This window comes from Lacinutrix sp. Hel_I_90 (genome assembly GCF_000934685.1).
In the GTDB taxonomy this organism is placed as follows: domain Bacteria; phylum Bacteroidota; class Bacteroidia; order Flavobacteriales; family Flavobacteriaceae; genus Lacinutrix.
The window spans coordinates 2,597,479-2,611,067 of the sequence record NZ_JYNQ01000001.1 but is presented as its reverse complement, the minus strand read 5'-3'; the positions used below and the strand labels follow the sequence as shown (position 1 = coordinate 2,611,067).

The 13,589-nt window shown below is 36.0% G+C and carries 14 protein-coding genes; 5 read left to right on the top strand and 9 right to left on the bottom strand.

Annotation, left to right across the window (positions count from 1 at the left end; translation table 11 throughout):
* The first annotated feature begins 128 nt into the window (after window positions 1–128).
* Window positions 129–1,307 (top strand): acyl-CoA dehydrogenase family protein, encoded by a 1,179-nt coding sequence (locus GQ46_RS11530; RefSeq protein WP_044401999.1) that lies wholly within the window; start codon window positions 129–131, stop codon window positions 1,305–1,307.
* Between the two features lie 141 nt (window positions 1,308–1,448).
* On the opposite strand, the gene GQ46_RS11525 is transcribed toward GQ46_RS11530, so the two are convergent.
* The 7 genes from GQ46_RS11525 to trmB all read right to left on the bottom strand — a co-directional run bounded on the left by GQ46_RS11525 (window position 1,449) and on the right by trmB (window position 6,507).
* Complete coding sequence (locus GQ46_RS11525) at window positions 1,449–1,781, bottom strand: 2Fe-2S iron-sulfur cluster-binding protein (RefSeq protein ID WP_044401995.1); 333 nt, start codon at window positions 1,779–1,781, stop codon at window positions 1,449–1,451.
* A 125-nt stretch (window positions 1,782–1,906) separates the two neighbouring features.
* Complete coding sequence (locus tag GQ46_RS11520) at window positions 1,907–2,974, bottom strand: NAD(P)/FAD-dependent oxidoreductase (RefSeq protein ID WP_044401993.1); 1,068 nt, start codon at window positions 2,972–2,974, stop codon at window positions 1,907–1,909.
* Window positions 2,975–3,175: 201 nt separating this feature from the next.
* The gene (locus GQ46_RS11515; RefSeq protein ID WP_044401990.1) at window positions 3,176–3,418 is read right to left on the bottom strand and encodes a NifU family protein; all 243 of its coding nucleotides are present in this window, start codon (window positions 3,416–3,418) and stop codon (window positions 3,176–3,178) included.
* Window positions 3,419–3,421: 3 nt separating this feature from the next.
* On the bottom strand, window positions 3,422–4,558 hold the full coding sequence (locus GQ46_RS11510) for an Mrp/NBP35 family ATP-binding protein (RefSeq protein WP_044401987.1): 1,137 nt from the start codon (window positions 4,556–4,558) through the stop codon (window positions 3,422–3,424).
* Between the two features lie 222 nt (window positions 4,559–4,780).
* Window positions 4,781–5,110, bottom strand: a complete 330-nt coding sequence (locus GQ46_RS11505; RefSeq protein WP_044401984.1) for an MGMT family protein — start codon at window positions 5,108–5,110, stop codon at window positions 4,781–4,783.
* A 90-nt stretch (window positions 5,111–5,200) separates the two neighbouring features.
* Window positions 5,201–5,830 (bottom strand): LysE family translocator, encoded by a 630-nt coding sequence (locus tag GQ46_RS11500; protein WP_044401981.1) that lies wholly within the window; start codon window positions 5,828–5,830, stop codon window positions 5,201–5,203.
* A gap of 2 nt (window positions 5,831–5,832) precedes the next feature.
* Window positions 5,833–6,507, bottom strand: coding sequence for a tRNA (guanosine(46)-N7)-methyltransferase TrmB (gene trmB, locus GQ46_RS11495; protein WP_044401977.1), 675 nt, complete (start codon window positions 6,505–6,507; stop codon window positions 5,833–5,835).
* A gap of 90 nt (window positions 6,508–6,597) precedes the next feature.
* Between trmB and GQ46_RS11490 the strand changes: the two genes are divergently transcribed.
* Window positions 6,598–7,653: a glycosyltransferase gene (locus tag GQ46_RS11490; protein ID WP_044401975.1), complete on the top strand. Its 1,056-nt coding sequence runs from the start codon at window positions 6,598–6,600 to the stop codon at window positions 7,651–7,653.
* Here the strand turns inward: GQ46_RS11490 and GQ46_RS11485 are convergent.
* Entirely contained in the window at window positions 7,627–8,664 is a 1,038-nt protein-coding gene (locus GQ46_RS11485; RefSeq protein WP_044401972.1) for a cell wall metabolism sensor histidine kinase WalK, read from the bottom strand. The genes GQ46_RS11490 and GQ46_RS11485 overlap by 27 nt on opposite strands.
* Complete coding sequence (locus tag GQ46_RS11480; protein WP_044401970.1) at window positions 8,664–9,347, bottom strand: response regulator transcription factor; 684 nt, start codon at window positions 9,345–9,347, stop codon at window positions 8,664–8,666. The genes GQ46_RS11485 and GQ46_RS11480 overlap by 1 nt, the downstream gene beginning before the upstream one ends.
* 245 nt (window positions 9,348–9,592) lie before the next feature.
* Between GQ46_RS11480 and GQ46_RS17190 the strand changes: the two genes are divergently transcribed.
* The 3 genes from GQ46_RS17190 to GQ46_RS11465 all read left to right on the top strand — a co-directional run bounded on the left by GQ46_RS17190 (window position 9,593) and on the right by GQ46_RS11465 (window position 13,471).
* Window positions 9,593–11,908: a lamin tail domain-containing protein gene (locus tag GQ46_RS17190; RefSeq protein ID WP_052503470.1), complete on the top strand. Its 2,316-nt coding sequence runs from the start codon at window positions 9,593–9,595 to the stop codon at window positions 11,906–11,908.
* Between the two features lie 77 nt (window positions 11,909–11,985).
* Window positions 11,986–12,966, top strand: a complete 981-nt coding sequence (locus GQ46_RS11470; RefSeq protein ID WP_044401967.1) for an acyltransferase — start codon at window positions 11,986–11,988, stop codon at window positions 12,964–12,966.
* 58 nt (window positions 12,967–13,024) lie between these two features.
* Window positions 13,025–13,471, top strand: a complete 447-nt coding sequence (locus tag GQ46_RS11465; protein ID WP_044401965.1) for a YHS domain-containing (seleno)protein — start codon at window positions 13,025–13,027, stop codon at window positions 13,469–13,471.
* The last annotated feature ends 118 nt before the right edge of the window (window positions 13,472–13,589 follow it).

Here is a 13,589-nt window from a genome sequence, read left to right as displayed (position 1 = left end):
AGGTCTTCTATTTTGAGGATTTCTCAAATTCGAAGGCAGAATACGGATAGATCAACCATCCATAATTGAAATTTAGTCATTAAATGGATGCGAGATGTGGCCATTAAAAAAATAATAAAGAGCAATACATGAAACCAGATTTATTTGAAGCACCAGATTATTATAATCTAGACGAACTTTTAACCGAAGAACATAAATTAGTGCGTAATGCAGCCAGAGAATGGGTAAAGCGTGACGTGTCGCCCATTATAGAAGAAGCTGCACAAAAAGCAGAATTTCCTAAACAAATAATTAAAGGCTTAGCAGAAATTGGTGCCTTTGGACCTTATATTCCAGAGGAATATGGCGGTGCTGGTTTAGACCAAATTTCTTATGGCTTAATCATGCAGGAAATTGAGCGTGGTGATTCTGGTGTTCGTAGTACAGCTTCGGTCCAATCGTCTTTAGTTATGTATCCGATATGGAAATATGGAAACGAAGCACAACGCCATAAATACTTACCCAAATTAGCCAGTGGTGAATGGATTGGTAGTTTTGGTTTAACGGAGCCAGATCATGGGTCTAATCCTGCAGGCATGGTTACCAATTTTAAAGATATGGGAGACCATTACCTTTTGAATGGTGCAAAAATGTGGATTTCAAATTCGCCCTTTTGCAATGTAGCTGTTGTTTGGGCTAAAAATGAAGAAGGACGTATTCATGGTTTAATTGTAGAACGCGGTATGGAAGGCTTTACTACACCAGAGACACATAACAAATGGTCCCTTCGTGCTAGTGCTACTGGCGAACTTATTTTTGACAATGTAAAAGTGCCTAAGGAAAACTTATTACCTAACAAATCTGGTTTAGGTGCGCCACTAGGCTGTTTAGATTCTGCCCGATTTGGTATCGCTTGGGGAGCAATAGGAGCAGCAATGGATTGTTACGATACGGCTTTAAGATATAGCAAAGAGCGCATGCAATTTGGAAAACCCATTGGACAGTTTCAATTACAACAAAAGAAATTAGCCGAAATGATTACCGAAATCACAAAAGCACAGCTTTTAGCTTGGCGTTTAGGAGTCATGCGTGAAAATGGCACTGCAACCTCAGCACAGATTTCTATGGCAAAACGCAATAACGTGGATATGGCACTTACCATTGCTCGTGACGCCAGACAAATGCTTGGCGGTATGGGTATTAGCGGCGAATATTCTATTATGAGACACATGATGAACCTTGAAAGTGTCGTGACCTATGAAGGAACTCATGACATTCACTTATTAATTACAGGTTTAGATGTGACTGGACTTAACGCCTTCAAATAAGTCACTAAGCGACATTTGAAAACTTATTCTAGCATATTTAATTATAACTTTAAAATTAAAAAAAAGCACTTCAGGGTTGAAGTGCTTTTTTTATTTCTGCTATTAGCCAGTATCTTTAATACTGTGAAAAAGATAATTTTATTAAGACTCTGGTGCCAACTCCACCTCTAAACCTTCCATTTCTGGAGTCATTTGTATCTGGCAACCTAAACGGGAATTCTCTTTAACATGAAAAGCCTCTGAAAGCATGGCTTCTTCATCGTCTTGCATTTCTGGCAACTCCGTAGTACTTGTTACGTAACATTGACAAGAGGCGCACATCGCCATGCCGCCGCAAACACCGATAGTCCCTTCTTCAGCAAGCTCATAGGAGCGTACCACTTCCATTAAATTCATGGCCATATCTGTTGGTGCCAGAATTTTATGAATAGTGCCTTGTCTGTCTGTAATTGTTATGTTTATGTCCTGTTCCAAATGGCATCTGTTTTTTGACCTGCAAGGTTTCTAAAACCATGTAGGTATTAAATCAAAGTACAAATTACGTCTTTTTCTTATTTTGATCCCTGCGAGATTTTATAATCTTGCGGGATAGCCTAAATTTATTCTATTTTTTTTACCACCGCTTTTGGCGCTTCTTTTCTTGTCCCATCAAAACCATCAACACCAGAGACTGTTGTATATTTCATAACATAGCGTTTTCCTGGGTTTATAATTTGATAAGCCGACTGGCACATTAATGTCGCTTCATGAAAGCCACAAAGAATTAATTTTAGCTTTCCAGGATAGGTGTTGACGTCTCCAATCGCAAAAATACCTGGAATATTGGTTTGATAATCTAAACTATTATCCACTTTAATGGCATTTTTCTCAATCTCTAATCCCCAATTTGCTATTGGACCCAGTTTTGGAGATAGGCCAAATAATGGAATAAAATGGTCACATTCTAACTCGTATTCCTTTTCTATGTGAATGTCATCTGACTCTTTAACCACCACTGCTTTTAGCTCATAATCACCTACAATCCCCATGACTTCAGCTGGAGTTATCAACTTAATTTTACCCGCATTTTTTAATTCTTGCACTTTATCTACAGAATCTAAATGGCCTCGAAATTCATTTCGTCTGTGAATTAAGGTGACTTGTTTGGCAACATCACTTAAGAAAATACTCCAATCTAATGCCGAGTCACCGCCACCAGCGATAACCACTTTTTTATTCCTATAAATTTCAGGGTCTTTAATAATATATTCGACCCCTTTATCTTCAAAATCCTTAATGTTATGAATTAAAGGTTTTCTTGGTTCAAAACTTCCAAGTCCGCCCGCAATTGCAACTACTGGCGCTTGATGTTTGGTTCCTTTATTAGTGGTTACAATGAAACTTCCATCCTCTTGTTTTTCAATCGTTTCTGCACGTTCTCCTAAGGTAAAACCAGGTTCAAACTGTTTACATTGTTCTAAAAGTCTTTCGGTGAGATCCCCCGCTAGAATTTCAGGATACGCTGGAATGTCATAAATGGGTTTTTTAGGGTAAATTTCTGAGCATTGTCCGCCAGGCTGCGGCAAAGCGTCAATTAAATGGCATTTTAATTTTAATAAACCAGCTTCAAATACTGTAAATAAGCCTGTTGGGCCGGCTCCAATAATTAGTATATCTGTTGTAATCATCTTGTTCCTGTAAAAGCAGTTTCTAAACCTCGGGGTAATTGATAACTGCTTTGGTTTTAAATTTCACTTTAAAACCTACAAGGTTTTAAAAACCCTGCAGGTTGTCTTTATGTTTTTATTTGCGTGAAGGATGGAGGCTTTGTTGGAGCTCCTCGAAGAGAGCGACTGCCGAGAGCCTGACCTTTAGGTCACGCCCTAGTTCTAATTTTCAATGTTTATAACTTGCTCTATTTGAGGCGCGTACTTTTTAATCGTCATTTCAACACCAGATTTTAAGGTCATCTGGTTAACACTACAACCAACACAAGCCCCTTCTAACTGCACTCTCACCAATTTATCATCTTCAATAGACAATAATGAGATGTCTCCACCATCACTTTGTAAAAACGGACGAATTTCATCGAGCGCTTTTTCTACATTTAGTCTTAGTTCTTCTGTTGTCATCTCTTATTTTTTAACGGCTGAACAACCAGCCATTGTTGTAATTTTTATTGCCTCTGTAGGCGGTAAGTCAGTGTTACGGTTTACCACTTCTTGCACTATATTTTGTGTCAGTTTCTCAAAGGCTTTCTCCAAAGGTGTTCCGGTTTGCATCGCTGCAGGTCGACCAATATCCCCTGCCTCACGAATGCTTTGTACTAAGGGTATTTCTCCTAAAAGCGGCACATTTAAATCTTCAGCTAAATGCTTAGCACCTTCTTTTCCGAAGATATAATATTTATTATCTGGTAATTCTTCTGGTGTAAAGTAAGCCATGTTCTCTATAATTCCTAAAACGGGAACGTTAATACTTTCTTGTTGAAACATAGAAACGCCTTTTTTAGCATCAGCTAAAGCTACATTTTGCGGTGTGCTTACGACAACAGCGCCAGTAATTGGTAAGGCTTGCATAATACTCAGGTGAATATCTCCTGTTCCAGGAGGCAAATCAATTAACAAGAAATCGAGTGTTCCCCAAGCCGCATCAAAAATCATTTGATTTAGTGCTTTTGATGCCATTGGACCTCGCCAAACAACGGCTTGATCTGGTTTTGTAAAGAAACCAATAGAGAGTATTTTAACGCCGTAATTTTCAACAGGTTTCATTTTAGATTTTCCATCGACTGTCACAGATAGTGGTTTTTCCATTTCCACATCGAACATAATTGGCATAGACGGCCCGTAAATATCGGCATCAAGAACCCCAACTTTAAAACCCATTTTAGCCAAAGTAACAGCTAAGTTTGCGGTGACTGTAGATTTACCCACACCGCCTTTTCCTGAAGCAACTGCTACAATATTCTGTATGCCAGGTATGTTTTTACCCTTTATCTGGTTCGTTTCAGTTTTTGCCGGCGCATTAACAGTCATATTAACTTTTACCTGCGCTTTATTATATACTTTTTCGTGAATGACTTGAAGTATTTCAACTTCTGTTTTTTTACGTGCCTGCAATGCCGGATTCGTAATCGTAATATCAACAATTACCTCATCTGCAAAAGTGACTACGTTTTTAACAGCACCACTTTCAACCATATTTCGTCCTTCGCCAGGTACTGTTATTGTTTCGAGTGCTTTTAATATGTCTTGCTTTGTAAATTTCATAAACTTTCCTTAAAAAAAGGAATATCCTTTAAATTATTAAATCAGTTTCAGAGCGCCCTATTTATTCAAGGCCATTAGTTCAATTACCGCCTTTTAATACGCTTCGCATTAAAAAGAGGCAGCTTACTAATTTAGATTTATTCTAAAGTGCAAATATACTACATAAACCTTGAAGAATGAAGTGCGTAGTTTTAAGTTTTTTTATGCAACTATTTGCAAAATTTATAGCGCTTTTGCCGGATCCCAATAGACCGATTCCAAATCCTGAATTTGATTATCAATGATAACGATACCTTCACTCTCCAAAAGCTGTTGCATTAAATTTGTACCCTCAAAATGATGCTTCCCGGTTAGCAAGCCTTTTCTATTCACTACCCGATGTGCAGGAATATCTTTACCGTGAGACCCGTTCATGGCATAGCCTACCATTCTTGCACTTCTTGGCGCTCCAAGGTAGTTTCCTATGGCACCATAACTTGTGACTTTCCCAAAAGGTATTTGTTTAGCTACTGCATAAACTTTTTCGAAGAAATTGAGGGTTTCTGCTTTCATTTGATCACTCTTACTGTATTCTATTTGCCAGTTGGTGTCGTCTTACTTTTCAAAATTTAATTTTAAATCCTTGAGCAATAATGACTCCTACTACCATTCTTTTATAATATTGATTAAGGTAAAAACAGCAATGATTCCCGTAATTATTCCAATACTATAATTGATGTTTTTTTGAGATCTAAGCTTTTTATTCTTTATGCGTTTAAAAAAGAAAATATAAATATAGAGCATAACAAAAGTACCTGTTGCTGCTCCTGCCACATAAGAAAAAATACTCGTTTTATTTAAGACCAATAAACCGGCTGTCGCTAAAGTTGTTCCCATATAGGCTTGATATGGAATTGGAAACACATTTAAACTCGACAAAAGCATCCCTTGAAAAAAAAGCCCCCGCTTACTCTTCACGATAGGGTCTAGATCCTGCGTTGTTTGCTTGTTTGCTAGTACTAAAAAATAAATAGTCAATAAAACAAAAATAACAAAAGCGACACGCTGAAGAATATCTGTAATATCTGGATGATTTGTTAAATAACTAGCAAATAGCAGGGCTATTAAAGTTTGAACGACGACTATAGTACATACACCAACAGAAAACATAAGCGCCCTAACATAACCATCTTTTATGCTAACTTTTACTGCAGTCATGTTTAATAAGCCTGGAGGAATAACACCAAGTAATGCTATCACTAATCCGAGTCCAAAGGTGATTGTAATTTCCACTATTACTTGATTTTAAATCTAATATACGTAATTGGTTTGTTTTGTTCTAAATAGATGCTTTCGTAATGGGTTTGAATACTGGTAACCTCTTCTGGAGACCCCTCTTGTTTGTAGACGTTATGGTTCGCGTATAAGACTTCATGACCTTCACCATGTAACAAGCCTAGTGTGTAACCGTGCATAAATTCACTGTCTGTTTTTAGGTTCATTATACCCTCTGGTTTTAGAATGGTTTTATACCGTTTTAAAAACTCAGAATTTGTCATTCTGTGTTTGGTACGCTTATATTTTATTTGTGGGTCAGGAAAGGTGATCCATATTTCATCAACCTCATTCTCTGCAAAAGCATGATCTACGAGTTCAATTTGTGTTCGCAAAAAAGCAACATTTGAAATGTTTTCTTCGATAGCCGTTTTTGCGCCTCTCCAAAATCGCGCGCCTTTTATATCAATACCAATAAAGTTTTTATTAGGATATTTTTTAGCCAGTTCTACGGAGTACTCTCCTTTCCCACATCCTAATTCCAGAACTAACGGATTGCTATTTTTAAAATAGTGTTTATTCCAATTCCCTTTGAGCTTGTATTGTGCATCAACTAATTCATTTCTTTTTGGTTGAAATACATTTTCGAAGGTATCATTTTCGTTAAATCGCTTAAGCTTATTCTTACTTCCCACTACTTTAATTTAAATTTTTGGTAAAATTAAGGAAATATACGAGAGTGCAATTATGATTACCTTTGAAATTAGGACTTTAAATGCTAACTTTTGAAAAAACGAATTCTAATTGCTCCACTAAATTGGGGTTTAGGCCATGCCACGCGTTGCATCCCGATAATACATGCACTTTTAGGACATGGCTTTACACCAGTTATTGCCAGTGATGGAGCTGCTTTAGTTTTACTAAAAAAAGAATTCCCAGATTTAGTTTTTGATGAACTACCAGGATATAATGTCACGTATTCTGCAAAAGCAAGTCAATTTAGGTGGAAACTCTTTAAGGAGTCTCCTAAACTGTTAAGGGCCATTACTGCAGAAAAAAAAGCGACACAGTTTTTAGTTGATACTTATAAAATTGATGGCATTATCTCAGACAATAGACTTGGCGTGTACTGCAAAAAAGTGCCCTGTGTTTTTATAACTCATCAATTAAATGTGCTAAGCGGTAACACAACCTGGTTTAGTACTAAAATTCATCAAAACATAATAAAAAAATTTGATGAATGTTGGATTCCAGATCATGAGTTTGAACCTAATTTAAGCGGAAAATTAGGTCATGAGGATAACACGCGTATTGTAAAAAAATATTTAGGTCCATTAAGTCGGTTAAAAAAACAAAAACAAGACAACCAATATGATGTAATGGTTTTATTATCTGGCCCTGAACCACAGCGTACACTTCTGGAAAAAAAAATAATAAATGAATTAAAAGCCTATAACGGAAAAGTGCTTTTTGTTAAAGGCATTATGGAAAAAGAACAAACCATTACTCGCGTTGGATTAGTTTGTTATTATAATTTTATGCAAAGTCACCAACTCGAAAAAGCGATAAACAGTAGCTCTGTTGTACTCTCCCGATCGGGCTATACAACTGTTATGGATTTAGCTAAAATTGGCAAAAAAGCCTTCTTCATCCCTACGCCTGGACAATTTGAACAGGAATATCTCGCGAAACGTTTTGAGGATTTAAAAATGGTCCCTACTTGTAATCAAGTGGATTTTAAAATTGAAATGCTTGAGCAGGTTAAAAAATATTCTGGATTAGAGATTAATAGTGTGTCCTTAAATTTTAGCACCCTATTTCGCCTTTTCCAGAGTGAATGAGAATTCACTACCCACACCAAATTCACTTTCAATATATATTTTTTCGTCGTGCGCCTCTATAATATGCTTTACAATAGCCAGACCCAATCCAGAGCCGCCTTCTTTTCTTGATCCGCTTTTATCAACCCGAAAGAAGCGTTCAAATAACCTTGGAATATTCTTCTTCTCTATACCTTCTCCATTGTCTGTTATGCGAACAATGACTTTGTTTTTGATTAAGTTTTCTATACTTACTTCTGTTGTTCCTTTTTCTCTCCCATATTTAATAGAATTTACGATAAGGTTTGTTAATACTTGTTGTATTTTATCCTTATCGCCTTTCACCATTATGGGTTGCGTATAATCAATATCAAACGCTAAAGAAATTCGCTTTTTATGGGCTTTCATCTCAAACAAATCAAACACATTTTCTATTAGTTCAACAATATCAAAACGCTCCAACTCCATACTTAAATTCCCCACCTCTAAGCTTGTAATCATATCTAAATCTTTAACAATATAGATTAGTCTTTCAACCCCTTTATTGGCCCGGTCTAGATATTTGTCACGTATTTTTTTATCTTTCGCGGCACCATCAATCAATGTTTCTAAATACCCCTGAACGGTAAATAATGGTGTTTTTAATTCGTGAGAAACGTTTCCTAAAAATTCTTTTCTATACTCTTCTCTTACCTTTAACGTTTCAATTTCTATTTTTTTATCTCTTGCATATTTATCAATTTCCTGTGTTAGCGTCGCCATATCTGTAGTAATTCGTTCCTTCTTAAAAGAAGTAGACTCTAATAATTTCAAGTCATCGTATATTTTTTTAACCCGTTTATAGATAAAGTTCTGAACACGATATTGAATGACAAAAAAGGAGATAAGGTAACAGAGTATTCCAAAAGCCAGTAGTGGCAACCATTTTACCTCATAAAAAACAGCTAAAAAAACGCCCAAAATGAGCGTCAATAATAGTGTAATTAAAAACGTGGTTTTTAAAGCAAATTTATATGATTTTTTTATTTGCATTACTCTACAAACTTATAGCCAACACCTTTTGTTGTTTTTAAATAGTGATCCCCAATTTTTTCTCTTAATTTCCTAATATGAACATCTATAGTCCGCCCTCCAACAATTACTTCGTTACCCCAAACAGCATCCAAAATATCCCCTCTTTTAAATACTTTTCCTGGTTTTGAGGCCAATAAAGATAACAGTTCAAACTCTTTTCTTGGCAATATTAATTCTTTGCCTTTTAAAACAACCTTATACTCTTCTCTATTAATTACTATGTCTCCTATCCTAACTTCTGCAACAGCCGCATCTTCTGCTTTTAAGCGTCTTAATAATGCTTTGACTTTGCTTACTAAAACTTTTGGTTTAATAGGCTTGGTAATATAATCATCTGCACCGGCATCAAAACCAGCTACCTGAGAATAATCTTCACCTCTGGCGGTTAAAAAAGTGATAATGGTATTTTTTAGCTCTGGAATTTTTCTAATTTGCTCACAGGCTTCTATACCATCCATTTCTGGCATCATAACATCAAGTATGATAAGTTCGGGTTTTTCTTTCTTCGCTTTTTTAACGCCTTCTATGCCGTTACTTGCTGTAATTACTCTATAACCTTCCGATGACAAATTATAAGACACTATTTCTAGTATATCTGGCTCGTCATCTACTAATAAAATGGTAATGTCTTTTTTGTTCATCTTAAGACTGATTTTTTATGGTAAAGATAAAACTAATAACATAATAACTAAAAGAACCTGTATTGATAACAATATGTTAACATTGAAGCCCCGAATGGAACTTACAAAAGGGAAATCATGAACTATAGATAAATTATGAATGGTAAGATGTTATGTTATCGTTAAAAACCAGCCAGACAACTATTAAAAGAGATTCCATTTGTATAATATTAGTATTTTTACAGTCTAATTTAAAATCTATAATTATGAAGAAAATTTACTTTTTATTATTATCCATTTTTTCATTGTCTTTAGTTTCTGCTCAAGGCACTGAGAATTTCGCAAACTCTAACGCTACGACGAGTTATGCTAATGGTAGTTTCGTTGGCGCCGCAGGAATAACGTGGACATATGTTGCCTCTAGAGATGCAAATGGGGACGCAAACGGTTCTGGAATCAATTTACCTGCATTAATGCTTAGAAGAGTCTCAGACGGAAGTAAAATTACATCTAGCTCTATTTCTGGTGGTATATCTGATTTTTCAGTAAAACTTTACAAAGGTTTTACAGGAGGTGGCAACCGACAAGTTGAATTATTTGTTAATGGCGTGTCTCGTGGACTGTCAACACCTTTTGATAATTTTACAGAACAAACCTTTACTGTAACTGGAATTAACGTTGCTGGAAATATAACCATTGAACTAGTAAACACAACTTCAACTCAAGTTATAATTGACGATATTACATGGACAGGTTTTTCTACTTCATGCGGTGTTGTACTAGGACAACCTTCATATTCATGTTTATCTAACACTGTTGGAGACAACAACGATACTGTGACAGTTAATATACCTTATACTGGTTTTGATGCTGGCATAACATCTGTAACAACAAGTTCAGGAGGTACGGTTCAAGGCGACGATCCTTCTACCACACCAAATGGTATAATTACCGTTACTGGACTAACAGAAGGAGATGCTTGGGATATAGTATTAAACGGTGGGGACTGCGACACTTTTACTTCTAATGGAACTGTTGCTCCAGCAGAATGTGATCCTATTCCTAACACCTGTTTTGATTTAAGTAATGGGACTGAAACTTTCGAAATAGTAACCGTTACTCCTAACACAGCTGGAGATGAGTGGACTTTAAACTCGGGAACTTACAGTCTAAATGCTTTTTGTGGTAGTGGCTGTCAAGAAGCTATCGATGCCTGGATGGTTTTTGGACCTTTAGACATGACAGGAGTAACAGATTTAAGTTTAGCGCTTAATGCTGCTGAAAATTTTGGTGTAACAGATTTAAATATTAATTATACAAGTGCTTACACAGGGTGTCCTTCTTCAACATCATGGACTACTGCTCAAACCTTAACAGATGCAGGGTCTTATAACATAGATTTGTCTACTGCCACAGGAACAGAAGTATTTATTGGCGTGCAATATAGTGATGATGGTGTAGATGGTTATTCTGGATGGGAGTTGTCTGACGTAAACTTAAATGCTTTTAACGCTTGCCCTTCACTTGGAATGCGACCAACTTCAGACTGTGCTATTTGTGATGTAATTTTACAAACCGAATCTTACGTTTGTGCGACAAATACAGAGGGAGATAACAATGACCAAGTAACAATTAATATCCCGTACACAGGTAGTGATAATACTATTACTTCTGTTACAACTACAACAACAGCAACCATAAGTGGAGATGATCCTGCAACAACTGTTGGTGGAACAATAATATTAACCGGATTAGGTGAAGGTGACTCTTGGAATATTACTTTAAATGGTGGTGATTGTGATGGTACATCCTTATCTGGAACTGTTCCTGCGGCAAATTGTGATCCTGTATTTTTAATTATTAACGAAATTCATGCAGATCCAGATGCTACCAACGGAGATGCTAATGGCGATGGTACTGTAAACACTTCTGACGATGAATTTATTGAAATCTATAATTCTGGTACAGTTGCTATTGACCTAAGTGACTATGTGATAGCAGACGCTGTTTCAGACAGACATACTTTCCCTTCAGGAACTATTTTACCTCCTAATAATTTTATTACTGTTTTTGGTGGAGGAACGCCAACAGGAATTGATTTTATAGCTCAAACAGCATCTACTACAGGCTTAGGCCTTAATAATGGCGGTGATACTGTTACAATTAGAGATAATAATGGTGTAAACTTAATTGTTGAAACTTATGGAGCTGCAGGAAACAATCAATCTATTGCTCGTAACCCTGATTTCACTGGTGTATTTGTAGATCATAGTACCATTGCATCAAACCCTGTGTTGTTTTCTCCTGGAGCTAAGAATGATGGAACAACTCTTTCTACCAAAGGATTTAATATCACAAACTTTTCTATCTACCCTAATCCAGTTTCTAACGGTACGGTAACTATTAAAACAACTGCTAACGATGTTGTTACTGTAAACGTATTTAATGTATTGGGTAAACGAGTTATTTCTAAAGCATTAACAAATGACACTTTAGATGTGTCTCAATTAAGTACAGGCCTTTATTTAATTAAATTAACTCAAAATGGAGCGTCTACCACTAAAAAATTAGTAGTAGAGTAATACAAACCATTTATAATTTTTAAAAGAGCGTTACCAATGGTAACGCTCTTTTTTATTTTATTTACTTTTGCTAAACAATGATGGATTCCAAAGCTATTTTTAATATAAAAACTGAAGCTGAGTTTAACACTTTAGCCTTAGAAGTTTTTAAATTTCAGTTTGAAAATAATTTGGTATATCGTTCCTTTTGCGATTTGTTATATAAGCATCCCAGTGATGTAAAACACATTGAAGACATTCCCTTTTTACCCATTCAGTTTTTTAAGTCCCATCAAATTTTAAGCAGTTCAGAAGCCGTTGAACAAACCTTTACTAGTAGTGGCACTACAGGAGCTAAAACAAGCAAACATCATGTCACTAATTTAAAAATTTATGAAAACAGTTTCAAAAAAGCGTTTAACCACTTTTATGGCGCTATTGAAGACGCTGTTGTTCTTGCTTTATTGCCTAGCTATTTAGAGCGTGATGGCTCTTCTTTAATATACATGGTTGATGCCTTGATAAAAACATCACAGCATCCAGAAAGCGGTTTCTACTTAGATAATCTTGATGCTTTAAGTAAAACACTCAACAAATTAGATGCTGATGGTAAAAAAGTATTACTAATTGGTGTCTCCTTTGCGCTTTTAAACTTAGTTGAAGCACACACGTTTAACCTCAATAACACGATTATTATGGAAACTGGCGGGATGAAGGGCAGGCGTAAAGAACTCATTAGAGAAGAACTACACCAGATTCTTAAAACGGGCTTTGGTGTTGAAAGTATTCACAGTGAATATGGGATGACCGAGTTACTTAGTCAAGCCTATTCTAAAGGACAGGGTGTTTTTGAATGCCCGCGTTGGATGAAAATCTTAACCCGAGAAACTGAAGATGCTTTAACCATTCAAGCTAAAGGTAAAACAGGCGGTATAAATATTATTGATCTTGCAAATGTTAACTCCTGCTCTTTTATTGCTACTCAGGATTTAGGGCGGGTACTTTCGGAAAGTACTTTTGAAATCATTGGACGCTTCGACACCAGTGATATTCGTGGTTGTAACTTAATGGTGCTTTAAAAATTAATATTTAAAACCAAATTCGTAATCTTTTCTCATCTATAACGACAAACTGGTTATGAAACCATTCGTTTATATTTTTATTTTCTTCGGAATAGTCGCTGTACAGGCACAAACAGATTACAATACTAAAAAAGGGTATGCTGCCGAAGGTTATGACGTTGTTTCCTATTTTGATAATAAAGCAGAAGCTGGTAATAAACAATTTACCACAATGCATGATGGTGTAAATTATGCGTTTGTCTCTCAAAAGCATTTAAAGGCATTCAAAACAAACCCAAAACAATACCTACCACAATACGGCGGGTATTGTGCTTATGCCATAGCAGAAAAAGGTAAAAAGGTCTCAATAGATCCTGAAACGTTCGAAATACGCGATGGAAAACTCTATTTATTCTATAATTCTTGGGGCATAAACACCTTAAAATTATGGAAAAAAGAAGATGTGAAAGGTTTGCAACAAAAAGCCGACCAAAATTGGAGATTGATTAGAAAAAAAGATTGATTAAGTGTTATGTTAGAGAAAAATTAGTTTTAGTTGGTTGACTAATTTTTAGAAGTCCGTTTGCAGATTTGCAAGCGGGCTTCTTGTTTTACAGATGCCCCACTTTGGAAGTCCTTTG

What these genes read in the sequence shown, in the direction of transcription:
- GQ46_RS17190 (WP_052503470.1), top strand. Translation starts at nt 9,593, where the DNA reads ATGAAGAAAATTTACTTTTTATTATTATCCATTTTTTCATTGTCTTTA.
- GQ46_RS11520 (WP_044401993.1), bottom strand. Translation starts at nt 2,974, where the DNA reads ATGATTACAACAGATATACTAATTATTGGAGCCGGCCCAACAGGCTTA.
- GQ46_RS11485 (WP_044401972.1), bottom strand. Translation starts at nt 8,664, where the DNA reads ATGCAAATAAAAAAATCATATAAATTTGCTTTAAAAACCACGTTTTTA.
- GQ46_RS11505 (WP_044401984.1), bottom strand. Translation starts at nt 5,110, where the DNA reads ATGAAAGCAGAAACCCTCAATTTCTTCGAAAAAGTTTATGCAGTAGCT.
- GQ46_RS11480 (WP_044401970.1), bottom strand. Translation starts at nt 9,347, where the DNA reads ATGAACAAAAAAGACATTACCATTTTATTAGTAGATGACGAGCCAGAT.
- GQ46_RS11530 (WP_044401999.1), top strand. Translation starts at nt 129, where the DNA reads ATGAAACCAGATTTATTTGAAGCACCAGATTATTATAATCTAGACGAA.
- GQ46_RS11515 (WP_044401990.1), bottom strand. Translation starts at nt 3,418, where the DNA reads ATGACAACAGAAGAACTAAGACTAAATGTAGAAAAAGCGCTCGATGAA.
- GQ46_RS11510 (WP_044401987.1), bottom strand. Translation starts at nt 4,558, where the DNA reads ATGAAATTTACAAAGCAAGACATATTAAAAGCACTCGAAACAATAACA.
- GQ46_RS11470 (WP_044401967.1), top strand. Translation starts at nt 11,986, where the DNA reads ATGATGGATTCCAAAGCTATTTTTAATATAAAAACTGAAGCTGAGTTT.
- GQ46_RS11465 (WP_044401965.1), top strand. Translation starts at nt 13,025, where the DNA reads ATGAAACCATTCGTTTATATTTTTATTTTCTTCGGAATAGTCGCTGTA.